We start from the raw sequence: 22,489 nt of genomic DNA, 5'->3' as shown, positions 1-22,489 counted from the left end.
AGGGACGTCGACTGAGGGCCTGTTTCATCCCGGTCGACGTTCCCCCTCGGGCGGGCAGGATCAAAGTCGCCCGGAAGGGGCCGTCGGCGACTCCGACTGATCCTGGAACAGGCCGGTTTGAACGTTCCGGCCCCGTCGACCCCGGCTGTCTCGCGTCCGTCCGTCCCGGGCCTTGGATCCTTCTGAGACCCGCTTCCCGCGACGATCCGCCCGCCAGGCCAGCCAGGCCCCGCTCGGTTCGATCCCCATCGCCTGCTTGGGCCGGTACCAAGAGCCCTCCCCCGCGATGGGGACGGCTATGATTGTGCGCCGGGTTTGAAGTCCGAGGACTTGTGACGCTGACTTTTCTGCAGGGCGTTGGAAGGGCTGGGGTTCTTGGCGGCGCTGGCGGGGATACAGCGCGTTCGATCCCCCAAAACCGCCGTCATCCTCGGACTCGTTCCGAGGACCCCGCGTTCAGCCGAGCTGTCGGATCAATGGCGGGCCAGCCCGCCACCCAACGGCCTTCGCGGCGAAGACAGGGGTCCTCGGAACGAGTCCGAGGATGACGAGCGTGATGGATCGAAAGCCGCCCCCGTCTAATCCGGCCAAAGATCCTGCACGACCCCCTTGCGGTTCAGCATGTGCGTCGCCCGCTTGATCAGCGTCAGCAGCCGCTCGCGCCGCCCGTCGCTGTCATAGGTCAGCGAGGCCCGGGCCAGGCCTTCCAGCATGAACCGCGCCAGGTCGCGCGAGGCCTGGAAGCGCGGCCCCGCCCCGGCGTGGAGGATCTTCAGGAAGTGGTCGCCGGCCTGGGCGCGGTCGAACTCGGCCTGGGCCGGGGCCAGCAGGGCCTGGACGGCCGGGTCGGTGCGGCCGGCCGCCTCCAGCTCGGCGAAGGCCAGGAACGGCACGGTGTGCAGCAGGTCCCAGTAGCTGTCGATCGCGTGCTCGGTGACGTCCGCGCCCGTGGGCAGGCCGTCGGCGGCGGCGCGGAACAGGGCCGAGCGCTCGGCCTGGACGTGGGCCACGGCCGCCTCGACCAGGGCCTCGCGGCTGGGGAAGTGGTACAGCATCGCCCCGCGCGTCAGGCCCGCGGCGTCGGCGATCACCGGATTGGTCGCGGCGTGATAGCCGGTCTCGGCGATCAGCCGCATCGCGCAGTCGAGAATCCGCGCCCGGGTCTTCAGCGACTTGGGCGTATCCTTGGCGAGGCGGGCGGCGTCCATGACCCTGATCTAGTCAAAGCCATGTTGCGCTGCAACAGTCGAGCGCCGGCAGAGCTTGGCCTTGCCCGACAAGATTTACCGGATGGTCAAAAATCGGGCGTTGGTGCGGCGCAGCGCCGCGCCGGACGTGGAGCGCCATTTCACGAAAGCGACATGCAATCAGCTTAATCGCCGGACCATGCGCCCCGACAGGACCGGGGCCGGGGCCGGTCCGGGGGGATCGGCCTCGACGCCGACCAGAACCGCCGGAGGGGCTAGCATGGTCACCGAAACCGACACCGAGATCCGCCGCTATCGCTCGATCTTCATCAGCGACGTCCACCTGGGCACGCGCGGCTGCCAGGCCGAACTGCTGCTGGACTTCATCCGCCACATCGAGTGCGACAAGCTGTACCTGGTGGGCGACATCATCGACGGCTGGAAGCTGCGCAGCGGCTGGTACTGGCCCCAGAGCCACAACGACGTGGTGCAGAAGATTCTGCGCCTGGCGCGCAAGGGCGTCGAGGTGATCTACGTGCCCGGCAACCACGACGACCGGGTCCGCGACTTCTGCGGCGTGCACTTCGGCGGGGTGGTGGTGGCCCGCGACATGATCCACGAGGCGGCCGACGGCAAGCGCTACTTGGTGGTGCACGGCGACGAGTTCGACGGGGTGGTGCAGCACGCCAAGTGGCTCGCCTTCCTGGGCGATTGGTCCTATAGGACCATCCTGATGCTGAACACCTTGCTCAACCGCGCGCGCCGCAAGCTGGGGTTCGGCTACTGGAGTCTTTCGGCCTATCTGAAGGTCAAGGTGAAGAACGCGCTGCAGTTCATCGAGAATTTCGAGGCCGCGGTCGCCGACGAGGCCCGCCGGCGCGGCGTCGACGGCGTGATCTGCGGCCATATCCACAAGGCCGAGATGCGCGAGATCGACGGCGTGCTCTATGTGAACGACGGCGATTGGGTGGAAAGCTGCACCGCGCTGGTGGAACATATGGACGGACGGCTCGAAATCCTGGAATGGTCCAAGCTTAGGTCCTGGTCGGTGATCGACCGGGCGCGGGCGCTCATCGTCGAGCCCCCCATTGCGGAGCCTGCCGCCGCCTGATGCGGATACTACTCGCCACAGATGCATGGGAACCGCAGGTCAATGGCGTGGTTCGGACCCTCACCAAGGTGATGGCCGAGCTGAAGGCCATGGACCACGAGGTCGACGTCGTCAGCCCCGACCAGTTCCCCACCTTCCCGCTGCCGACCTATCCGGAGATCAAGCTGGCCATCGGCGCCTACGAGCCGGTGATGGAGCGCTTCAAGTCGTTCGAGCCCGAGGCGATCCACATCGCCACCGAGGGCCCGATCGGCCTGGCCGCCCGCCGCATCTGCCTGGAATGGAAGCTGCCGTTCACCACCAGCTACCACACGCGCTTTCCGGAATACGTCTCGGCCCGCCTGCCGCTGCCGCTGTCGGCCGGCTACACCTACATGCGCTGGTTCCACAAGCCGTCGGGCCGGCTGATGGTCGCCACCCCGACCATGCGCGACGAGCTGATCCGCCACGGCTTCCGCAACATCTCGCCCTGGACGCGCGGCGTCGACACCGACGTGTTCCGGCCCCGCCAGGACGGCGAGCCGGACGTGTTCGAGGGCCTGGCCCGGCCGATCTTCCTCAATGTCGGCCGCGTGGCCGTCGAGAAGAACATCGAGGCCTTCGCCAGCCTGGACCTGCCCGGCACCAAGGTGATCGTCGGCGACGGCCCCCAGCGCGAGGAGCTGGCCGAGAAATATCCCGACGTGGTGTTCGCCGGTGCCAAGTTCGGCGAGGAGCTGGCCCGCTACTTCGCCTGCGCCGACGTGTTCTGCTTCCCGTCCCTGACCGACACCTTCGGCCTGGTGATCCTGGAGGCCATGGCCGCCGGCGTGCCGGTGGCGGCGTTCTCGGCCCCGGGGCCGATCGACATCATCCCGGGCTCCGGGGCCGGCGTCCTGGCCCCGGGCCAGACCGACGGCCTGCGCGAGGCCTGCCTGGCCTGCCTGGACATCGACCACGGCGCGGTCCGCAAGTTCGCCGAGGGCTTCTCGTGGCGCGCCTGCGCCGAGGAGTTCTACAAGAACCTGCAGCCCTATCCCGAACCGGAAAAGACCCGCTTCTGGCGGCGGCTGCGGCGGCTGGCGCGGCTGCGCAGGAAGCCGGCGGCTTAGGACTTCACTCTTCCCTCCCGTTTATGGCGGGGTGATCGCTATGGGTTCACAGCCAAAGAAGCTGTCATCCCGGACAAGCCCGGCGTAGCCGGGCGCAGATCCGGGACCGCCGCAAGCTCTGAGTTCACGCCCCGATCCCGGATCTTCGCGCTGCGCGCTCGTCCGGGATGACAGTCGTATTTGGGCATACGCGATAGTTCCCCATGCAAGGAGAGGGAAAACACCTCTGCTAATCCCTCACGGACGATGCATGTCGATGATCCGGCAACGCACGCTCCAGCCCTCGCCGCCGCGGTCGGTGAAGTCGGTGACCACCAGTTCGTAGACCTCGCCGTCCTGGCTGAGCGTGCACAGGTCGCCCACCCGCATCGGCCGGGCGTGGCGCGAGCGGATATGGGCCTCGCGCAGGGTGATCAGGTTGTCGCACGACAGCTCGTAGTCCTGCGACCCGAACGGCGAGACCGGAACCGGCGCGCGCTTAGCCATCGGATTGGGCCATCAGGTTTGAGCCATCAGAGGCGCGACTTGCGGGCCGCGTACTTGGCGTCGCGCTTGTCCTTGGCCTCGGCCGCGGTCGGGGCCTTGGCCCGCTTGCGCGCGGCCTTCAGCTCGGCCAGGGCCAGGGCGCCGGCGGCGGCGGCGTCGACCGCCGCCTTCCGGACCGCCCGCACCGCCTGGCGCTCGGCGCGCACGGCCTTCAGTTCGGCGGCGGCCTCGACGCCGCGCTCGGCGAACAGCGGGTCGGCCGCCGCCGGCCGAGGCTTGAACTTGGCGAGCAGCGCCTGCTTGGCCTCGGCGGCCGTCTTCAGGCGGTCGGCCAGCCTGGCGCCCTTGGTCTCGTTCATGGCGGTCAGGTCTTGGTGCCGCGCAGGGCGTCGGGATCGATCGGCCGGGGCCGCGAGGGCTGGCTTCCGGTCGAGCGCGGATCGTTCAGGCCCTTGGGGCCGCCGGGCCGGGTTCCGGGATAGGTCTTCATGGGGCTACTTCCTCTTGGCGGCCAGCGGGGCCAGCAGGGTCGGCGGCGCGGCGGCGATCACCTTGGGCTTGACGGTCTTGGGCTTGCGGACTTCGCGATTGCCTTTGGACAAGGGGCGTTCCTTTTCGAGGGAGGGGACGCGCGCGATCGGGCGCCCGAGCCGGACGGCTCGACGCGACACGCGCGGCGGAGGGCGGTGTCAGGGCCGCGAAGGGCGCTGGTCGTGGCGATTGACGGTCATGCGACCCCTTCCCGGGGTGCGTCGAGACGGTCCGCCAAGCGGACCGGAACTCGCCGGCGGCGCGTCCTAGCGCCTTGGGAGCACCTTAGCACGTTCGCGGGGGCGGCCGGTGGAAATACGTCGCCCCCCAACGCCTGTCATCCCCGCCGGAACAGCGCCGAGCGCTTGGCCATGAACGCCGCCACGGCCTCGCGATGGTCGGCGCTGGCCACCAGGGCCGGCAGCTCCTCCTCGACATAGGACCGGCCGTCGACCACCCGCTTGGCGGCCTCCACCGCCAGGGGCGCGCGCGAGGCGATCCATTCGGCCAGGTGGAAGGCCTCCGGCAGCAGGCGCTCGGGCGGGTGGACGGCGGTGACGATCCCGTCGGCCAGGGCCCGCTCCGGCCCGAACTGGGCGCCGGTCAGCAGGTGGGCCTTGGCCCGCGCCGCGCCGATCAGCCGGGGCAGGCGGACGACCGAGGCCAGCAGCCCGATATTGACCCCCGAGGCGGCGAACGCCGCGCGGTCGCTGGCCAGGCGGATGTCGCAGGCCAGGGCCAGCTCCAGCCCGCCGCCGAAGCACCAGCCGTCGATCGCGGCGATCAGCGGCACGCGCAGGGCCTCGATCCAGTCCATCAGCCGGTTGAAGTTCTCGACCGCCGCCAGGGCGTCCGGCGCGGTGCGGCCATGGGCCTCGCGCAGGTCATCGCCGGCGCAGAACACCCCGCCCCGGCCGGTCAGCACCACCGCGCGGACGTCGTCGTCGGTAGCGATCTCGTCGAGGATCTTCACCAGCTGGGCCCGCACGGTCAGCCCCAGGGCGTTGGCCGGCGGGGCGTCCAGCTCCAGCAGCAGGATCGAGCCGGTGGGGCGGCTGACGTGGATCATCGCGCTCATCGGGCGAACGTGGCCGATGGGGGAGGATTTGGAAAGCTGAGCCATTCCTTCCTCCGCTCATCCCGGTGAATGCCGGGACCCGGATCCCAAAGCTGGGAGGCTGATTGGGGAAGCGCGCCGAGCGCTTGGCGACCACCATACCGGCTTTCCATCTGGGTCCCGGCATTCGCCGGAATGAGCGGAATGAAAAGAACGGTCGTTTCACGTGCAACCATGCTGCGCCGCAGCAGATTCCCCCTTGCCAGAGTCAAACGCTTGTCACAGCCTAGGCCGGCTGCGGGACGAAAGACCACCGCCCCGGAGCGCAGAACGATGGATCGACGCCGGGTTTTCACCCCCCGGCGGAACGAGCCACGGAGCGCAGGAAGCCGTTCGGGCGTTTGTGTTGCAGCGCCGAAGAGACCGGGGAGCGAGATGAGCACCGACACGCCGGACACGGCCGGGGACAGGCCCGAGCTGAAGGACCTTTACGAGATCGGCGAGATCCCGCCGGCCTTCCACGTGCCCAAGACCATGTACGCCTGGGCCATCCGCCAGGACCGCCACGGCAAGCCGTCCGACGCCATGCAGGTCGAGGTGGTGCCCACCTGGGAGATCGGCGAGGACGAGGTTCTGGTCCTGGTGATGGCCGCCGGCGTCAACTACAACGGCGTCTGGGCCGCCTTGGGCGAGCCGGTCAGCGTGCTGGACGTCCACAAGCAGCCCTACCACGTGGCCGGGTCCGACGCGTCCGGGATCGTCTGGAAGGTGGGCGCCAAGGTCAAGCGCTGGAAGCTGGGCGACGAGGTGGTCATCCACTGCAACCAGGATGACGGCGACGACGAGGAGTGCAACGGCGGCGACCCGATGTTCTCGGCCAGCCAGCGGATCTGGGGCTACGAAACCCCGGACGGCAGCTTCGCCCAGTTCTGCCGGGTGCAGTCGCGCCAGCTGATGTCGCGCCCCCGCCACCTGACCTGGGAAGAGGCCGCCTGCTACACCCTGACCCTGGCCACCGCCTACCGCATGCTGTTCGGCCACAAGCCGCACGAGCTGAAGCCCGGCCAGAACGTGCTGGTCTGGGGCGCCTCGGGGGGCCTCGGCGTCTTCGCCGTGCAGCTGGCCGCCGTGGTCGGGGCCAACGCCATCGGCGTGGTCAGCGACGACGACAAGATCGACTTCGTGCGGAGCATGGGCGCCAAGGCGGTGCTGAACCGCAAGGAATTCAACTGCTGGGGCCAGCTGCCCAAGGTCAACGGCCCCGAGTTCGCCGACTACATGAAGGAAAGCCGCAAGTTCGGCAAAGCCATCTGGCAGGTCACCGGCAACCGCGACGTCGACCTGGTGTTCGAGCATCCGGGCGAGTCGACCTTCCCGGTCAGCGTGTTCGTGGTCAAGCGCGGCGGCATGGTCGCCATCTGCGCCGGCACCAGCGGCTTCAACCTGACGATGGACGCCCGCTTCCTGTGGATGCGTCAGAAGCGCGTCCAGGGCAGCCACTTCGCCAACCTGATGCAGGCCAGCGCCGCCAACCAGCTGGTCATCGACCGCCGGGTGGACCCCTGTCTGTCGGAGGTCTTCCCCTGGACCGACATCCCCGCCGCCCACGAGAAGATGCTGGCCAACCAGCACCTGCCGGGGAACATGGCGGTGCTAGTCAGCGCCCAGCGGCCGGGCCTGCGGACGTTCGACCAGGTGGTGGAGCTCAGCGAGGGGCGGTAGGGGCGGCCGTGGTCCGCGGCCCTGTTCCTGGTCCACGCGGCTTGGCGTCGGCAGGCTTGCCGGCGGTCACCTTGGCCGTGGGCGCCTGGCTCTTGATCGCCGCCACGGCCTCGCCCAGCCCGCCATAGAAGGTGAGCGGGATGGAGCCGTTGGCCCGGAACAGGGGCTCGACCTGCCTCCACGTCTTGGCCGAGCAATGGCGGCGGAGCGTGGCCATCAGGTCTTCGCTGGTCGCATAGGGCGCGCCCTTGAAGCGGTGGGCGGCGAGAAACTCGCGCAGGGCCTCGTGCAAGGCCGCCTCGCCCATCATGTCGCGCACGCTCTCCAGCACCAGGGCCGAACGGTAGTAGGCGACGAAATTCTGGTCCGTGACCCGCGCCAGCGACTGCTCGGGGCCGGTGCGCTGGGCGACGCCCTGCTGATAGAGCCTGTACTCGTTCCACAGGCCCTTGTTGGCCATAAGCTCCCCCTGCAGCCGACTTTGGGCCATGAAGGCGCTGTACTCGGCCAGGCCCTCCGACAGCAGCCGCGCGCCCTTGGCGTCGGCCCCGATCACCTGGTGCGCCCACCACTGGTGGGCCAGCTCGTGCAGGGTGACGTTGGTCACATAGTCGAAGTGGCTGGGATCGCGCATGTCGGCGACGAAGCCGATGTTCTCGGAAAATGGGATCGTGCCCGCGAAGGCCTGGGCGTAGTCGCCATAGGCCGGGAACTCGACGATCCGCAGATAGTCGAACTGATAGGGTCCGAACTGCGCCTGGTAGACGTCCAGGCCGCCCTCGACCGCCTTGATCATCCGCTCGACATTGGTCTGGTGGCCCGGGTGATAATAGACCGCGACGGCCACCCCGCCGTGCTGGACGCGGCGCACGGCGTAGCGCGCCGACTGGATCGAGAAGGCCGTCAGGATCGGCCGGTCCGAGACGAACCGGGCCGTGCGCCGCCCGCCCGCCACGCTGGTGGACACCAGGCGCCCCGGCGCGATCGGCGTCTGGTCGGCGTCGGTGACGACGGTGATGTCCGCCGTCGCCCAGTCGGCGTGGACGTCGTTGCGGCGGGGGGCGCGCGGGTCGGAAGGCTCGAACTCGGCGCGTTCGGCCGGAAGGCGTTGACGGCGACGGGCGTCCGCGTCGGTCAGGAATCCCTGGGTCCGCACGCCCAGGCTGGGGGCGAAGAGCCAGCTCTGCAGAAAGGTCCCGTTCTCGACGATGGCGGTCTGGCCGCCGTCGTCGCCGAAGCCGCGCGGCGTGATCTCCGACCGGAACCGCAGACGCCGCCGCTCGCCCGGCGCCATGGGCCGGTCCAGGCGCAGCACCGCCAGGTCGTAGGGGTTGGACACCTGGGTCGCGCCGTCGACATCGAGGGTCCACCGATCCAGCCCTCCCGGCATGTCGACATGGATCGTCTTCAGCGCCTGGCCCGTACGGTTCTCGATCAGATAGGTCCCGGTGGCGATCAGGCTGGGGCGACGCGGCCGAATGTCCACGCGCAGGTTCACCGCGACGATCACGGGCTCGGGCAGGCCGATATAGGGCCGCGCCGCGCGTTCCCAATCGGCCCTGTCGGCCTCGGCCTGTTGCTTGGTGGTGTAGTGATTCCAGACATTGACGTTCAGGAAGACAAACCCGCCGACCGCCAGCAGGGCCGCCGCCAGGCCGCCCGCGATCCAGCCGCCCGGGCCGCGCAGACGGCGCAGGGCCTGGTCGCGGCGCGCCCGCCACGGCGCTGGCCGGCCGCGCGGCCAGATCAGCCAGGCGGCCAGCAGCGCCAGGCCCATCCACAGCGACCAGTAGAGATTGATCCAGTCGCCGGCGTGGGTCCCGTCGCCGGCCGTGTTCATCTCGGACAGGCTGTTCGAAGGCCCCGCCAGGAGCACCAGCAACGGATGATCGACGCCGTAGCTGGATGTGACGAACGCGGCGCCGATCACCACGCCCGCCACGCCCCAGGCGACATAGCGATTGGGCGAGAGCGCCGCCGCCGCCACCGAACCGGCGACCAGCACCATCAAGGCTCCGCCGATCGGCAGCACCATCATCGACAAATAGAGACCGGGATGGCCGTCAAAATAGCCCTTGGCCACCTGCACGGCGATCGCCGACAGCACGCCCGTCGCGCCGAGCAGCAGCACCACCACGCCCATGGCCAGCAGCTTGGCCGCCATCAGCCAGGCGTCGGGAACCGGCGACACGTCGATCATCTCGCCGGCCTGAAGGTCCCGGTCGCGCCAGACGAGCTCGCCGGCATAGAAGGTGCAGGTGATCAGCCCCATCATGGTGAACCACTTGCTCAGATCGGCCGCCAGGATGCGGGTGGCCGGCAAGGCCGGGACCTCGTTGATCTCACCCGCGCTCCACAGGCTCCAGACCGACAGCGCGGCCGACAGCGCCAACAGGATCAGCAGGGATGGACTGCGCAGCAGCATCCGCAGCTCCCAGGCGAGACGGGCGCGGAGCTGGATCAGCCGCGCTCCCGCGTCGAACCGAGGCGCGACCCGCGGCCAAGCCAGCGGCGCGGTCATTGGCGAGGTCGCGGCGGGCGAGCGCCGCAGCCGGGCGATGTCGTCGACGCGCTCGAACAACAGGGCCAAGCCGACCAGCCCGGCCGACAGTGCGGCCCAGGCCAGACGGTTGCCGATCAGGTAGCCGCCCGATCTCACGGCCGCCATGGCCTGCACGACGGGATCCAGGTCGCCGAGATCGGCGCGCAGGGCGATCAGGCCGAACGGCTCGAACAGGGCGACGGCGGTGAACGGCCATCCGTGCAGTTGCTGCGACAGGCTGACGGCCTGCAGGGCGAGCACCCACAGCACGATCACCGTCACATAGACCGCCGCGACCGAACGCAAGCCGGCCGCCAGGGCGAAGCACAGCGAGGTCAGGGCCGTCACGGTCGGAATCGCCACGACGACGACCACCACCAGGGTCTGGACCCCATTGAACGGACCGACGGCGGCCTTGTCGACCCAGGGCGCGAACACGCCGGCCGCCAGGCCGGACAGACCGATCAGGAAGGCCAGGTTGGCCGCGACCTGCGCGCCGATCCAGCGGCCCAGCAGGTGTTCGAACCGCCGCACCGGCGTGGCGCGCAGGATGGGCTCGAAGCCGCTGCGGGCGTCGCGCAAGGCGGCGTCGCCCGCCATGGCCACGATCACCGCCAGGTAGAAGATGCTGAGGATGACGACGGCCTTGGACAGCTCCGACGGGGCGTTGCGCGAGGTGACGGCCGAGCCCAGGAGCCCGTGCATCGACATCAGCATCAGGGCGAAGGCGAAGAACAGCGCTCCGGCCGCCCAGAACAGGGGCTGGCGGGTCTGCCGGCCGATCTCGAACAGGGCGACGTGGATCACGCGCCATGCGCTGGTCCGCGCCGCGCGCGCCCCGGACCTCGCGGCCTCTCGCAAACCAGACGGATCGACGCGCCCCACACGCTCAACCTAAGGGCGGGAGACCCTCGCCGCAACTGAATTGACCCTGACCATCGGACCGATCAGGCTGGCGCCGCACAGGGCGTCACCGCCCCATCTCGTCCGCCACCGTCCGGGCCAGGGCTTCCTCGAAGTCGGTGACCTCGGCATAGCCCAGGCGCCGGCGGATCCGGGCGTTGTCGACGAACAGCGGGTAGCCGAGGTCCAGGCCCGAGACCGCCTTGGCCAGAGCGCCGCGCGCCACGTCGGGGTGGGCCAGCTGGACGTCGCCGGGCCAGTTCAGGTGCTCGGCGAAGGTCGCCGCCCAGGCCAGGTTGGTCGGGGTGTTGGCGCGGCCCAGGTTGAAAGTCTCGCCGCCGGCCCGGGGGTGGACGGCGGCCAGGGCGATCCCCGCCGCCACGTCCTCGACATAGCCGAAGGTCGCCCGCCAGCTGGCCCATGGATGGGGGATCACCAGGCGCGGCCGGCCCTGGGCCATCGGCCGGATCGCCCACGAGAACCGCCGCTGGCGGTCGCCGGGCCCGAAGACCATCGGCAGGCGCAGGATGGTCGCCTCGAACCCACGGGCGGCCCGCGCCGCCTCTTCAAGAGGGATCTTGTCGTAGTCGTCCATCCAGGCCTGCGGGTCGCCGGCTGGGCGGGGCCGGGCCAGGCGGTAGGGGAAGCGGCTGGCGCGCAGTTCCGCGTCCTCGGTCAGCCGGTCCCAGATCGGCGTCGGCCGGCCCTTGCGGTGCAGGCCCTCGTAGTTGCGGTAGACGTCGACCGAGCTGACCAGCACGTAGCGGGCGATCCGGCCGGACAGGGCGTCGAGCAGCGGCAGGGTGTCGGCCTGGGTGTAGGCGATCAGATCGACCACCGTGTCGGCGCCCAGCGCGCGCACGGCGGCCAGCACCGCCGCCGGGTCGCGGCGGTCCAGCACCACCGACCTCGCCCCGGCCGCGACCGGGCGCGTCCCGTGATGGGCGACCGCCGTCTCGACGCCGCCGGCCAGCAGCCGCGCGGCCAGGGGGCCGCCGATGAAACCCGTCCCCCCAAGAACCAGGACGCTCATGCCGCTTCTCGAAACTCCGCACTCGTCCGGCCAGCCTATGCGCGAGCCGGGGTCGCAAGGCAAACGGGCGATGCGCGGCGCTCCCCCGAACTTGCCGGTTGGCACGGCCCGCGACCCGTCGCACAGTCGCGCCCAAACAAACGTTCGGGGGAATGGCTATGGGCTGGAAGAGCAAGGCGGCGCTGACCGCCGCGGGCCTGGTGCTGGCGGTGGGCGCCGTGGTCGCGGCGCGGACGGCGACGTTCAAGGCCCCGGCGGTGGTCGACGTCGCCAGCGTCCGCCTGGCCCCCGCCCGGCCGTTCGACGCCGGCCTGGCCGCCCGCCACCTGGGCGAGGCCGTGCGCTTCCGGACCGTCAGCCACCAGGATCCCGCCGAGGACCAGCCGGCCGAGTGGGACAGGCTGCACGCCTGGCTGCAAGCGACCTATCCCGACGCCCACCGGGTGATGGCCCGCGAGGTCGTGGCCGGCCACGCCCTGGTCTACACCTGGCGAGGAACCGATCAGACCCTGGCCCCGATCGTGCTGATGGCCCACCAGGACGTGGTGCCGGTCACCCCCGGCAGCGAGGGCGCCTGGACCCACCCGCCGTTCGACGGCGTGATCGCCGACGGCGCGGTCTGGGGCCGCGGCTCGATCGACGACAAGGGCAGCCTGGTCGCCCTGTTCGAGGCCCTGGACGGCCTGGCCAGGGCTGGCTTCGTCCCCAAGCGCACGGTGATCCTGGTCAGCGGCCACGACGAGGAGGTGCGCGGCGGCGGTGCGCGCGCGGCGGCGGCCCTGCTGAAGGCGCGCGGCGTCGAGGCCCAGTTCGTGCTCGACGAAGGCATGGTGGTGGTCGAGGACCATCCGGTGACCAAGAAGCCGGTGGCGCTGATCGCCACGGCCGAGAAGGGCTACGCCACCCTGACGGTGACCGCCCCCGCCGTCGGCGGCCATTCCTCGGCCCCGCCGGCCCAGACCGGGGTGACCACCCTGGCCAAGGCCGTGCTGGCCATCGCCGACCATCCGTTCCCGATGAAGTTCTCCGGCCCCGGCGCCGACATGCTGAAGAGCCTGGCCCCGCACAGCTCGACCACGATCAGGATGGCGGCGGCCAACACCTGGCTGTTCTCGCCGCTGCTGGTCAGCCAGACCGCCAAGACCCCGGCCGGGGCGGCCATGCTGCACACCACCATCGCCCCGACCATGCTGAAGGGCTCGCCCAAGGAGAACGTGCTGCCGCAGGACGCCACGGCCTGGATCAACTACCGCATCGCGCCCGGCGACACCTCGGCCGCGGTGATGGCGCGGGCCAGGGACGCGGTCGGCGAGCTGCCGGTCAAGTTGGCCTGGGTGAAGACCCCGGACGAGCCCAGCAAGGTCTCGTCGACCACCTCGGAGGGCTGGAGGACCCTGGCCGCCCTGGCCGGCGACGAGAGCCGCGCGCCGGTCGCGCCGGCCCTGATGACCGCCGCCAGCGACAGCCGCTACATGGGTCCGATCGCCGACGACATCTACCGCTTCCAGCCCCTGGTGCTGTCGGTCGACGCGACCAAGATGATCCACGGCACCGACGAGCACGTCTCGGTGGCCAATGTCGAGCGCATGGTGCGGTTCTACCAGCGGCTGGTGGAGACGGCGGCGAGCCGGTGACGCACCCTTTCCCAGCCAGAGACAGGGCGATCGCATATGCCCAAATACGACTGTCATCCCGGACGTAGCGCGTAGCGCGAAGATCCGGGACCGGGGCGTGCGCTCAGCGCTTGCGGCGGTCCCGGATCGGCGCCCGGCTTCGCCGGGCTTGTCCGGGATGACAGCTTTTTGACAGTGCGCCCATATGCGCTCCTCCTGCAGCGGGAGGGGTTCTCGGCCGACACAAACTTTTCACGGGACCGCGGCCTCGCGATCGGGCCTACTGCCGTTCTGGGACGGCGCGCGGGGGCGTGCTGAGGGGCGAACGGCGAACATGGCGGACGACGCGCAAGGGCTGGCCGCGCGGCCGGCTTCGAAAGCCGTGAAATTCGGCGAAGGCTTCGTGCTGGACGCCTGGTACGTGGCGGCCCTGTCGCCCGAGCTCAAGCCGGGCAGGATGGAGAGCCGCGAATATCTGGGCGAGCCGGTCGTGATCGGCCGCACCAAGGCCGGGGCGGTCTATGCCCTGCGCGACGTCTGCCCGCACCGAGCCGCCAAGCTGTCGGCGGGCAAGGTCCGCGCCGAGGCCCCCAATGGCGAGACGGGCGGCGGCGAGACCCTCGAATGCCCCTATCACGGTTGGCGGTTCCGCACCGACGGGGCCTGCGCCAGGATCCCGTCCCTGACCGCCGACAACCCGCTAGACATCTCCAAGGTCCGGGTCCGGACCTATCCGCTGGTCGAGGCCCAGGGCCTGGTGTGGATCTGGATGTCGGCCGACCCGCGCTTCGAGGGCCCGCCGCCCGAGCCGCCGCCGACCATCCCCGGCGTGGTCGGCGGCAAACCCAAGCTGGTCGACCACCTGGACTACGACATCCATATCGACCACGCGGTGCTGGGCCTGATCGACCCGGCCCACGGCCCGTTCGTCCACCAGCAGTGGTGGTGGCGCACCAGCGCCAGCCAGCACGAGAAGAAGAAGGCCTTCGCCCCGTCCGAGGCCGGCTTCACCATGACGCGGCACGAGCCAAGCAAGAACTCCAAGGCCTACGCCATCCTCGGCGGCGAGCCCCTGACCGAGATCACCTTCCGCCTGCCGGGCCTGCGCTGGGAGCATGTGAAGGTCGGCGACAAGCAGGTGCTGGCCCTGTCGGCCATGACCCCGATCAACGCGAACAAGACCCGGATGAACCAGATCATCTGGTCCGACCACCCGGCCTTCACCGCCCTCTATCCCGTGATCCGCCTGGCGGCGCGGGCTTTCCTGCGCCAGGACGGCAGGATCGTCGAGGCCCAGACCCGGGGCCTGCGGGACAACCCGGCCCTGATGTGGGTGGGCGACGCCGACCAGCAGGGCCGCTGGTACCACCAGCTCAAGCGCGAATGGCACGCCAGCCGCCGCGAGCGCCGGCCGTTCAGCAACCCGGTGGAGGCGACGACGCTGAGGTGGCGGACCTAGGGGGGTGGTGAGGAGCGTCGCAGGCGCCGTCTTATCCGTTCGCCCCGTCCGGGATCACGACCGTCTCCATCCGCCCCTCGAAGCGCCAGCCCAGAACCTCATACAGCGCCCGCCCTTCCGGCGTGGCGACCAGCACGCCCTGGTCAGCGCCCAGCGCCCGGGCCTGTTCGCCCAGGACGCCCATCACGACCCGTCCAAGTCCACGCCGCTGGTGCGCCGGGTCGGTGATGATCTTGTCGAACACGGCGCAGCTTCCGGTCAGGGCGGCGCGGCCCGAGGCGGCCAGTTCACCATTCGCGTCATGGATCTCGACGACCAGCACCGCCCCCTCGGCGCGGAACCGCTGAACATAGCCGGCGGCCGGCGCGGCCGGCGACGGAACGGCGGCGAGATCGACGGCCATCAGGTCGCCGGACGCCTGCGGGCTCCAGCGCGCATCGACGGCCGCCAGCAGCGCTTCGGGCGCGCAGAAGGCCTTCAGGAAGATCCCGGGCGCGGTGATCCTCGCCGCCAGAGTCGACAGGGCCGCCGCGTTCAGGGTCGGGAAGACAAAGCGCTCGGCGTGTCCGGGCTCTCCCACCACCAGCCGGTGCCCCCCCGCCACCGGGATCGGCGCGGCGACGCTTCGCGACAGCGCCCAGCCGTTCACCCAGGCCTCGACCAGCGCCGCATCGGCCGATCCGCTCATGCGCCCCTCGATCCGCCTATTTGCGATCGGACAGTCTGGTGATCGCCAGGAGACATAGCCCGCCAATGAGGAAGACGGCTGCAAGCTGAAGCCAAGTCGAAAGATCGACTCCAGCTTCCTGCGCCCACTCCCGCGCGGTCTGATGTCGATTGCCGAAGGCCCATAGAAACATGCCGACGCCGGTGAGCACCAAGATGGACGCCACCCAATCGCCGATCTTTCTCGTCAGGCTCTTCATCGACGCGGGGCGCCTTCATCCAACAGGCTCACCCCTACTCCCCCTTCGGCACGCACCGCAGGATCACCTTGTCGATCCGCGAGCCATCCATGTCGACGACCTCCGCGTCGAAGCCGCCCAGCTCGACGATCTCGCCCTCGCGGGGGATCCTCCCCAGCCGATCCAGCAACAGCCCCGCCACGGTGTGGTAGCCGCCCTCGGCCTCGAAGGCCTCGCCCAGGGCGTCGTTCAGCTCCTGGATGTCGAGACGGGCGTCGACCAGCCAGCTGCCGTCCTCGCGGCGCAGGATGCGGCTGTCGCTCTCGTCGTGGTCCTCGGGGAAGTCGCCGGCGATCATTTCCAGCAGGTCCAGCGGGGTGATCGCCCCCTGGATCGAGCCGAACTCGTCGACCACCAGGGCCATGTGCAGCGGCGTCTGCTTGAACACCGCCATGGCCCGCAGCAGCGACATGGTCTCGGGGATGGCGATCGGCTGCTGGACGTGGCTGCGGATGTCGATCGTCTCGCCGCCCAGGCAGGCGTCCAGCAGGTCCTTCTTCAGGATCACGCCGATGTCGCCGTCCAGGTCGCCCTCGCTGGCCACCACGATGCGCGAATAGGGGCAGTCGCGGATCTCTTTCAGGATCTCGTCCTGGCTGTCGGTCAGCGAGATCCAGAACAGGTCGCGGCGCGGGGTCATCGCGACTCGCACAGGACGGTCGCCCAGGCGCAGCACCTCCTGGATCATCGAGCGCTCCTCGGGCTCGATCAGGCCCGCGTCGGCGCCCTCGGCCAGGACGGTCTCGACCTCCTCGGCGGTGATGTCGTTGGTCCGCTCGTCGCGCACGCCCAGCAGCTTGAGGATGCCGGCGGTCGAGACGGTCAGCAGGGTGACGAACGGGCGCAGGATCGTGGCCACCACCGCCAGGAACGGCGACATGCGGCGGGCGATCACGTCGGGGAACAGCAGGGCCAGGCGCTTGGGCACCAGCTCGCCCAGGATCACCGAGACATAGGTCAAGCCGATGACGACGATGGTGGTGGCGATCGCCTCGGAATGGGCGCCGATCACCGGGAACGGCTTGAGATAGGCGTCCAGCGCGCCGGCGATCGTCGCCTGGCCGTAGGCGCCGGCCAGGATGCCGATCAGGGTGATGCCCACCTGCACCGCCGACAGGAACCGCGTGGGGTGCTCGGCCATGGCCAGGGCCAGCTTGGCGCCCTTGTCGCCCCGGTCGGCATAGGTCTGGAGCCGGGCGCGGCGGGCCGAGACCACCGCCAGTTCGGACATGGAAAACACCCCGTTCAGCAGAACGAGGAGCAAGACGACGGCGAGCGCGAGGAGGATCATGGCCCTTCAGGGTTGGCGCGACCCAGGCGGGCGCGGTTCGCCCACTATACAAAAGAAAACGCCGCGGCCCACTGGGGACCGCGGCGTCGTCCTTTTTCGACGGGGTGTCGGGCTTATTGGGCCGGACGCGGCATCGTCGTCTTGTTGGCCGCGACTTGCTTCTGGGCGTCGTGCTGGCCGGGGGGCAGCGGGATCAGGCCGCGGCCTTGCAGATAGCCGCCACGCCCGCTGGCCGCGTCGGAGGTGAACTCCTGCACGAACTCGGCCAGGCCCGGCGTCACGCCGATATTGGCCTTCTTGACGTAGATGAACAGCGAGCGCGACAGCGGATAGGAGCCGTCGGCGATCGTCTGGGCCGAGGGACGCACGCCGTTGACCGAGGCGCCCTTGATCTTGTCCATGTTCTCTTCGAGGTAGGACCAGCCGAAGACGCCCAGCGAGCCGGGGGTCTTGGTCAGGGTGCCGACGATGGCGTTGTCGTTCTCGCCGGCGTCGATCCAGCCGTCGTTGCGCAGCGGGTCGACCAGCGACTTGAACTTCTTCTCGTTGTCCGAGCGGATGGCGTCGGCGGTCGGGAACTTGCGGGCGCCGGCCTCGATGGCCAGTTCCACGAAGGCGTCGCGGGTGCCCGAGGTGGGCGGCGGGCCGTAGACGTTGATGCGGTTGCCCGGCAGGCCCGAACCGATTTCGTCCCAGGTCTTGTACGGGTTGGCGACGAACTGGCCGCCCTTCAGCACTTGCTTGGCCAGGCCCAGGTACAGGTGCTCGGTCTTGAAGTTGTAGTCGGCGCCGTCCTTGTCGGTGGCCACGACGATGCCGTCGAAGCCGATCTTGATCTGGACGATGTCCTTGACGCCCTTGGCGGCGCAGGCGTCGAATTCCGACTTCTTCATCGGACGCGAGGCGTTGGCGATGTCGGGGAAGCCTTCGCCGGCGCCCGAGCAGAACAGCTTGATGCCGCCGCCGGTGCCGAGGCTTTCGACCTTCGGAGCCTTCTTGCCGGTCTTCTTGGCGAAGTTTTCGGCGGTGCGGGTGGCGAACGGGAACACGGTCGAGGAGCCGGCGGCCCAGACGTAGTCGCGGGCGGCGTGGGCGGGGGCGGCGGCGAGGCCCGAGAGGGCGACGGCGGCGGCCGCGCAGGAAAGCAGCTTCTTCATGGAGGACTCCTGGAGTCTCTGGAGCGTTGCGAGAAGGTCGGGCCGCCTCGGCAGGGGCGGCCCGCGGGTCTTAGAAGTCCAGCTGGGCGCGCAGCTGGAATTGCTTGATGTCCGTGCCGCGGCCGACGACGACCGGGTCGACCGAGCCGTCGGTGTAGTTGGCCTGGAAGCGGACGTAGGCGGTCGGGTAGTAGTTCACGCCCAGGGTCCAGGCGGTGTACTTGCCGGCGTCCTGCGACAGGGTCTTGCTGGCCGGGGTCGAGGCGGTCTTGTAGGCCTCGGTCAGGTCGGCGTAGTCGTAGCGCAGGGCCAGTTCGACGCCGCCGAAGCCGCCGGCGGTGATTGGGTTCAGGATCTTCGGACGCTTCATCTCGCCGGCGACCGGATCGTAGTTGCGGGTCTCGCCCGTCGGCCAGAAGCTGACGAAGGCGTAGCCGACCTTGACGTCCGGGTTCGAACCCGGAGCCGTGGTGGCCAGGCGCTCGACCGAGATGTTCGAATATTCGCCCTGGACCGAGAACGGACCATGGATCCAGGCGCCTTCGGCGGCCAGGGTGGTGTCGCGGTCGGCGATGGCGCCGGTCTTGTAGTACAGGCCGTTGGTGCCGTAATTGGTGTCCGGACGGCCTTGATAGTTGAAGGCGCCTTCGTTGCCGTGGTTGCGGTAGCGGGCCGAGACGGCCAGGTGGACCTTGTCGGTGTCGCTCAGCAGCGGCGCATAGTGGACGCGGCCGGTGAAGCCCAGACGCTCCTGGGAGTTCTGGTTGGTGTTGGCGGCCGACGAGGTGTTGTTGATGTCGGCGTTGTTGATGCTGTCGCCCTGGACGGCGCCGGTGACGCTCCAGTTCGGACCCTGCACCTTGCCCACGACGCTCAGCAGATAGCTGTCGACGCCGAAGTCACCGTACGGACCGCGGTCCATGAAGGTGGTGAAGCGGGTCGAGGTCAGGTTTTCCAGGCCGGTGGCCTTGACGTTGCCGATCAGGATCGAGGTGGTCTCGGTCGGCTTGATCTCGATGACCACGTCGTCCCAGGTCGGGTTGCCGCCGTTCACCCAGCCGCCTTCGGCCTTGTAGGCGATGTAGTTGTTCAGCTTGCCCTCGATGCCGAGGAACACCTGGCGGCCGCGGATGTTGCTGGTCTTGTAGTCGGTGGCCGCGCCTTCGCGGTCGACGTCCTGGAACACGCCGTCCACCAGGATCCGGCCGCGGACCTTGAAGTAGACGTCGTCGTTCGTCCACTGCGGAGCGCCCTTCCAGGCGATCGTGTTGTCTTGCGCGTGAGCCGCGACGCCGAGGCCGCAGGCCAGCATGGCGCCCAGCGCCGCGCCGCAGACCAGCGAGGTCTTGTTCCGCATGTGAGAATTCCCCTTAAGGCTTTGCCCCCTGCCCGTTGGTCCGGATCAGGTAGGAGCGCTTTACGGGGGACCCGTGACGGTTCCGCCACTCTTTGATGACAGACCGATGACAAGCCTTTTCAAGGCGTTAATTGTGGCCCGAAGGTCACAGAAACGGTCCTTAAAGCAGACGTGTGCGGATGATCTGGGACAACAGGTCAATCAGAGATACGGCCACCACGATCACCAGGACGATGCAGCCGGTCTGGTCGTACTGGAAGCCGTTGATGGAATCGAGCAGCACCTGGCCCACGCCGCCGGCCCCGATCAGACCCAGGACGGTGGCCGACCGGCTGGACGACTCGAAGCGGTAGAGCGCGTAGCTGGTCCACAGCGGCGCGACCTGCGGGATCACCCCCCAGACCACTTCGGCCAGCTTGACCGCGCCGGTGGCCCGCACGCCCTCGACCGGGCCCTTGTCGATCGACTCGACCGCCTCGGCGAACAGCTTGGCCAGCACCCCGCCGGTGTTGAACATCAGGGCCATGACCCCGGCGAACGGGCCCAGGCCCACGGCGGTGATGAAGATCAGCGCCACCACCAGGTCGGGGATCGAGCGGATCAGGTCCAGCAGGCGGCGGACCGGCTGCTGGATCCACCACGGGCTGATGTTGCGCGCGCCCAGCAGGCCCAGCGGGATAGCCACGACGATGGCCAGGGCCGTGCCCCACAGGGCCATCTGGATCGTCTGCCACATCTTGCCGACGTACAGCCCCCAGTCGGCGGCCATGAACGCCTTGGGGTCGCCGAACGGCGAGAAGAAGCCGCTGGCGAAGCCCTGCATCTTGCTGGCGTCGGTGAACAGCTGCGGGAACTTGTCGATCTCGGCCGGCTTGAAGCTGACCACCAGCAGGGCGATCACCCCGCCCCACAGCAACAGATCGAAGGCGCGGGCCGAGATCGGCTTGCTGGGCGGGGGCGGGATGACGTCGCTCATGAGAGACTCGGGCGTCGTCAGTTGGCCGGCGCGGCGAGGCCGGCCTTGCCCTCGGCGGCGACGCGTTCGGCCTTGATGCCGGCGAGGTTCTTCTCGGCCGCGGCCAGCTTGGCCTGGTCGCCGGACTCGCGGGCCAGGCCCACCTGCTCCAGGGCCTCCATCTCGCGCACCACCAGCAGGTGGGTGTCGTCGGCGGCCTTGAAGCCGCCCATCGACAGCCGGGCCAGGTTCTTGCGCTGCTGGGCCGCCACCGGCGTGTCGCCTTGGCCGTAGGTCAGGAAGAACTGGCGCACCTTCTCCTTCACGACGGGGTCGAGGTCCTTGCGCCAGACGATCGGATCCTCCGGCAGGGTCGGCGACTCCCAGATCACCTTGACCTTCTTGGCCTGGGCGCCGCCCTTGGCGTACTCGTTCAGGCGCAGGGCCGTGGTGTTGTTGGTCGCCGCGTCCAGCTTGTGGTTGGCCACCGCGAACAGGTTGGCGTCATGGCTGGCGCTGAGCACGGTCTTGAAGCAGGTCTCGGGCTTCTTGTCGGCCGGGATGAACAGATAGGTCATCGGGGCCAGGGTGCCCGAGGTCGACTTCTTGTCGCCGATGCCGAAGTTCAGTGTCCTGTCGCACTTCAGCAGCCCCTCGACCGTCAGCTTGCTGTCGGCCGGGACGATGATCACCGACTTGTAGCCGTCGACCCCCGAGGGGTCGAAGGTGCGGGCGAAGACCTCGCCGCCCGAGCGGCGCACGGCCTCCAGGCCCGAGGCGTTGGAGAACCAGCCCACGTCGGTCTGCTTGGCGCCCATGGCCACGATCAGCGACGAATAGTTGGACGAGAAGAACGGCTTCACCTTCAGGCCGGTCGACGCCTCCATGTCGGCCAGGATGGGCTTCCAGTAGCTCTCCATGTTCTGGGCCGACTCGGTCGACAGGATCGAGAACACGATCGTGTCCTTGGGCGCGGCCGGGCCGGCGGCCTTGTTTTCCGAGCACCCGGCCAGGGCCAGGACCACGGCCAGACCGGCGGCGGCGACAGCGAAACGACGGCGGATCATTGCGGGGCTCCTTCCCAGAATACGTCCTCGAATTCCGGGCCGTAGATGTCGATGAGTTTGTCGCGGCCCAGGCCGCTGGTCGGGCCGTCATAGACCTTCCTGCCGGCCTTCAACGCCACCACCCGGTCGCAGTAGCGCAGGGCGTAGTCGACCTGGTGCAGGGTGACGACCACGGTCAGGCCGTCGGTCTTGTTCAGATCACGGAGGATCTCCATGACCTTGCGCGCCGAGACCGGGTCGAGCGAGGCGACCGGCTCGTCGGCGAGGATGATCTTGGCCTTCTGGACCAGGGCCCGGGCGATGGCGCCACGCTGCTGCTGGCCGCCCGACAGGGTGTTGGCGCGCTGGGCGGCGTAGTCGGCCACGCCGACCCGGTGCAGGGCGGCCATGGTCGCGGCCTTGGTCTCGGCCGGCCAGGCCCCGAACAGGCCCCGCATCGTGCCGATCCGCCCCAGCGAGCCGAGGGCGACATTGGTGAACAGGGTCAGGCGGCCAACCAGGTTGAACTGCTGGGCGATGAAGCCGATGCGGATGCGCGCCTTGCGCACCTGGTCGCTGACCCGCCCCTTGGCCTGGACAGGGCCGCCGAAGGCGGTGATCACGCCCTCCCCCTCGTCCACGGTCTGCAGGCCGTCGATCGAGCGCAGCAGGGTGGACTTGCCCGAGCCCGACGGGCCGATGAGCGCGATCATCTCGCCGCGCCCCACGTCGAGCGAAACGGCGTCCAGCGCCCGGCGCGACCCGAAAGTCTTGGAGGCGGCGCGGATCGAGAGAACAGGGTCCGACGTCATGGTCGGGGCGAATCCTTACCGAGGTTTCAGGCGCTGGGGAATGCGTTCAACGGTTTGGGGCACGGACGCAACGGATTTGTGACGGACTGTGGATCGTTTCTCCCGCCCGCCCCGGCCGACGCGGAACGCAAACTGCGCCGGAAGCTTGGCCGGAATGCGGCTTGCCCCCAT

General features: G+C 69.4%; 20 protein-coding genes. 5 read left to right on the top strand and 15 right to left on the bottom strand.

Going from position 1 to position 22,489, the window contains the following annotated elements; translation table 11 throughout:
• Positions 1-578 precede the first annotated feature (578 nt).
• Positions 579-1,208, bottom strand: a complete 630-nt coding sequence (locus tag BM066_RS10040; RefSeq protein WP_089926932.1) for a TetR/AcrR family transcriptional regulator — start codon at positions 1,206-1,208, stop codon at positions 579-581.
• A 259-nt stretch (positions 1,209-1,467) separates the two neighbouring features.
• Between BM066_RS10040 and BM066_RS10035 the strand changes: the two genes are divergently transcribed.
• Both BM066_RS10035 and BM066_RS10030 read left to right on the top strand, forming a co-directional pair.
• The gene (locus BM066_RS10035; protein WP_089926929.1) at positions 1,468-2,298 is read left to right on the top strand and encodes a UDP-2,3-diacylglucosamine diphosphatase; all 831 of its coding nucleotides are present in this window, start codon (positions 1,468-1,470) and stop codon (positions 2,296-2,298) included.
• On the top strand, positions 2,298-3,389 hold the full coding sequence (locus BM066_RS10030; RefSeq protein ID WP_089926925.1) for a glycosyltransferase family 4 protein: 1,092 nt from the start codon (positions 2,298-2,300) through the stop codon (positions 3,387-3,389). Before BM066_RS10035 ends, BM066_RS10030 begins: the two co-directional genes overlap by 1 nt.
• Before the next feature lie 237 nt (positions 3,390-3,626).
• Here BM066_RS10030 and BM066_RS10025 read toward each other — a convergent pair whose 3' ends face one another.
• The 4 genes from BM066_RS10025 to BM066_RS10010 form a co-directional block, all read right to left on the bottom strand.
• Positions 3,627-3,875, bottom strand: coding sequence for a hypothetical protein (locus tag BM066_RS10025; protein WP_089926922.1), 249 nt, complete (start codon positions 3,873-3,875; stop codon positions 3,627-3,629).
• Between the two features lie 26 nt (positions 3,876-3,901).
• Entirely contained in the window at positions 3,902-4,234 is a 333-nt protein-coding gene (locus BM066_RS10020) for a DUF6481 family protein (protein WP_089926918.1), read from the bottom strand.
• Positions 4,235-4,239: 5 nt separating this feature from the next.
• Positions 4,240-4,365: a hypothetical protein gene (locus BM066_RS10015; RefSeq protein WP_089926915.1), complete on the bottom strand. Its 126-nt coding sequence runs from the start codon at positions 4,363-4,365 to the stop codon at positions 4,240-4,242.
• A 378-nt stretch (positions 4,366-4,743) separates the two neighbouring features.
• Positions 4,744-5,475, bottom strand: coding sequence for an enoyl-CoA hydratase/isomerase family protein (locus BM066_RS10010; protein ID WP_177218428.1), 732 nt, complete (start codon positions 5,473-5,475; stop codon positions 4,744-4,746).
• A 423-nt stretch (positions 5,476-5,898) separates the two neighbouring features.
• Here BM066_RS10010 and ccrA point away from each other — a divergent pair, with 423 nt between their 5' ends.
• On the top strand, positions 5,899-7,185 hold the full coding sequence (ccrA, locus tag BM066_RS10005; RefSeq protein ID WP_089926882.1) for a crotonyl-CoA carboxylase/reductase: 1,287 nt from the start codon (positions 5,899-5,901) through the stop codon (positions 7,183-7,185).
• Here ccrA and BM066_RS10000 read toward each other — a convergent pair.
• Together BM066_RS10000 and BM066_RS09995 are read right to left on the bottom strand one after the other, a co-directional pair.
• On the bottom strand, positions 7,169-10,534 hold the full coding sequence (locus BM066_RS10000; RefSeq protein WP_089926878.1) for a M1 family aminopeptidase: 3,366 nt from the start codon (positions 10,532-10,534) through the stop codon (positions 7,169-7,171). The genes ccrA and BM066_RS10000 overlap by 17 nt on opposite strands.
• Positions 10,535-10,697: 163 nt before the next feature.
• Complete coding sequence (locus BM066_RS09995; protein ID WP_089926874.1) at positions 10,698-11,663, bottom strand: NAD-dependent epimerase/dehydratase family protein; 966 nt, start codon at positions 11,661-11,663, stop codon at positions 10,698-10,700.
• Positions 11,664-11,821: 158 nt separating this feature from the next.
• On the opposite strand from BM066_RS09995, the gene BM066_RS09990 reads away from it, so the two are divergent.
• Complete coding sequence (locus tag BM066_RS09990; protein WP_018113243.1) at positions 11,822-13,297, top strand: M20 family peptidase; 1,476 nt, start codon at positions 11,822-11,824, stop codon at positions 13,295-13,297.
• A 313-nt stretch (positions 13,298-13,610) separates the two neighbouring features.
• A complete protein-coding gene (locus BM066_RS09985) occupies positions 13,611-14,735 on the top strand; it encodes an aromatic ring-hydroxylating oxygenase subunit alpha (protein WP_018113244.1) in 1,125 nt (374 codons plus the stop codon).
• Between the two features lie 31 nt (positions 14,736-14,766).
• On the opposite strand, the gene BM066_RS09980 is transcribed toward BM066_RS09985, so the two are convergent.
• From BM066_RS09980 to phnC, 8 genes are all read right to left on the bottom strand, one after another.
• A complete protein-coding gene (locus BM066_RS09980) occupies positions 14,767-15,423 on the bottom strand; it encodes a GNAT family N-acetyltransferase (protein WP_018113245.1) in 657 nt (218 codons plus the stop codon).
• Between the two features lie 16 nt (positions 15,424-15,439).
• Positions 15,440-15,661 carry a hypothetical protein gene (locus BM066_RS09975; RefSeq protein WP_018113246.1) on the bottom strand — a complete coding sequence of 74 codons (222 nt, stop codon included), beginning with the start codon at positions 15,659-15,661 and terminating at the stop codon, positions 15,440-15,442.
• Between the two features lie 34 nt (positions 15,662-15,695).
• Positions 15,696-16,991 (bottom strand): hemolysin family protein, encoded by a 1,296-nt coding sequence (locus BM066_RS09970; protein ID WP_018113247.1) that lies wholly within the window; start codon positions 16,989-16,991, stop codon positions 15,696-15,698.
• 113 nt (positions 16,992-17,104) lie between these two features.
• Positions 17,105-18,148: a substrate-binding domain-containing protein gene (locus BM066_RS09965; protein ID WP_018113248.1), complete on the bottom strand. Its 1,044-nt coding sequence runs from the start codon at positions 18,146-18,148 to the stop codon at positions 17,105-17,107.
• 70 nt (positions 18,149-18,218) lie between these two features.
• The gene (locus BM066_RS09960; protein WP_018113249.1) at positions 18,219-19,505 is read right to left on the bottom strand and encodes an OprO/OprP family phosphate-selective porin; all 1,287 of its coding nucleotides are present in this window, start codon (positions 19,503-19,505) and stop codon (positions 18,219-18,221) included.
• A gap of 160 nt (positions 19,506-19,665) precedes the next feature.
• The gene (phnE, locus tag BM066_RS09955) at positions 19,666-20,481 is read right to left on the bottom strand and encodes a phosphonate ABC transporter, permease protein PhnE (protein WP_018113250.1); all 816 of its coding nucleotides are present in this window, start codon (positions 20,479-20,481) and stop codon (positions 19,666-19,668) included.
• Between the two features lie 17 nt (positions 20,482-20,498).
• Positions 20,499-21,527, bottom strand: coding sequence for a phosphate/phosphite/phosphonate ABC transporter substrate-binding protein (gene phnD / locus BM066_RS09950; protein ID WP_018113251.1), 1,029 nt, complete (start codon positions 21,525-21,527; stop codon positions 20,499-20,501).
• Positions 21,524-22,318: a phosphonate ABC transporter ATP-binding protein gene (gene phnC / locus BM066_RS09945; RefSeq protein WP_018113252.1), complete on the bottom strand. Its 795-nt coding sequence runs from the start codon at positions 22,316-22,318 to the stop codon at positions 21,524-21,526. The genes phnD and phnC overlap by 4 nt, the downstream gene beginning before the upstream one ends.
• Positions 22,319-22,489: the final 171 nt, after the last annotated feature.

Source organism: Caulobacter sp. UNC279MFTsu5.1 (assembly GCF_900114015.1).
Classification (GTDB): Bacteria; Pseudomonadota; Alphaproteobacteria; order Caulobacterales; family Caulobacteraceae; genus Caulobacter.
Note: the sequence above shows the minus strand (reverse complement) of the source record. Positions and strands in the feature narration are given on the sequence as shown.

Bases quoted from the DNA above. Each gene is read 5' to 3' on its own strand.
- BM066_RS09975 (WP_018113246.1), bottom strand. From the start codon at position 15,661: ATGAAGAGCCTGACGAGAAAGATCGGCGATTGGGTGGCGTCCATCTTG.
- BM066_RS10040 (WP_089926932.1), bottom strand. From the start codon at position 1,208: ATGGACGCCGCCCGCCTCGCCAAGGATACGCCCAAGTCGCTGAAGACC.
- phnD (WP_018113251.1), bottom strand. From the start codon at position 21,527: ATGATCCGCCGTCGTTTCGCTGTCGCCGCCGCCGGTCTGGCCGTGGTC.
- BM066_RS10020 (WP_089926918.1), bottom strand. From the start codon at position 4,234: ATGAACGAGACCAAGGGCGCCAGGCTGGCCGACCGCCTGAAGACGGCC.
- BM066_RS09995 (WP_089926874.1), bottom strand. From the start codon at position 11,663: ATGAGCGTCCTGGTTCTTGGGGGGACGGGTTTCATCGGCGGCCCCCTG.
- ccrA (WP_089926882.1), top strand. From the start codon at position 5,899: ATGAGCACCGACACGCCGGACACGGCCGGGGACAGGCCCGAGCTGAAG.
- phnE (WP_018113250.1), bottom strand. From the start codon at position 20,481: ATGAGCGACGTCATCCCGCCCCCGCCCAGCAAGCCGATCTCGGCCCGC.
- BM066_RS10010 (WP_177218428.1), bottom strand. From the start codon at position 5,475: ATGATCCACGTCAGCCGCCCCACCGGCTCGATCCTGCTGCTGGAGCTG.
- BM066_RS10015 (WP_089926915.1), bottom strand. From the start codon at position 4,365: ATGAAGACCTATCCCGGAACCCGGCCCGGCGGCCCCAAGGGCCTGAAC.
- BM066_RS09970 (WP_018113247.1), bottom strand. From the start codon at position 16,991: ATGATCCTCCTCGCGCTCGCCGTCGTCTTGCTCCTCGTTCTGCTGAAC.
- BM066_RS10025 (WP_089926922.1), bottom strand. From the start codon at position 3,875: ATGGCTAAGCGCGCGCCGGTTCCGGTCTCGCCGTTCGGGTCGCAGGAC.
- BM066_RS09980 (WP_018113245.1), bottom strand. From the start codon at position 15,423: ATGAGCGGATCGGCCGATGCGGCGCTGGTCGAGGCCTGGGTGAACGGC.
- BM066_RS09985 (WP_018113244.1), top strand. From the start codon at position 13,611: ATGGCGGACGACGCGCAAGGGCTGGCCGCGCGGCCGGCTTCGAAAGCC.
- phnC (WP_018113252.1), bottom strand. From the start codon at position 22,318: ATGACGTCGGACCCTGTTCTCTCGATCCGCGCCGCCTCCAAGACTTTC.
- BM066_RS10035 (WP_089926929.1), top strand. From the start codon at position 1,468: ATGGTCACCGAAACCGACACCGAGATCCGCCGCTATCGCTCGATCTTC.
- BM066_RS09990 (WP_018113243.1), top strand. From the start codon at position 11,822: ATGGGCTGGAAGAGCAAGGCGGCGCTGACCGCCGCGGGCCTGGTGCTG.
- BM066_RS09965 (WP_018113248.1), bottom strand. From the start codon at position 18,148: ATGAAGAAGCTGCTTTCCTGCGCGGCCGCCGCCGTCGCCCTCTCGGGC.
- BM066_RS09960 (WP_018113249.1), bottom strand. From the start codon at position 19,505: ATGCGGAACAAGACCTCGCTGGTCTGCGGCGCGGCGCTGGGCGCCATG.
- BM066_RS10030 (WP_089926925.1), top strand. From the start codon at position 2,298: ATGCGGATACTACTCGCCACAGATGCATGGGAACCGCAGGTCAATGGC.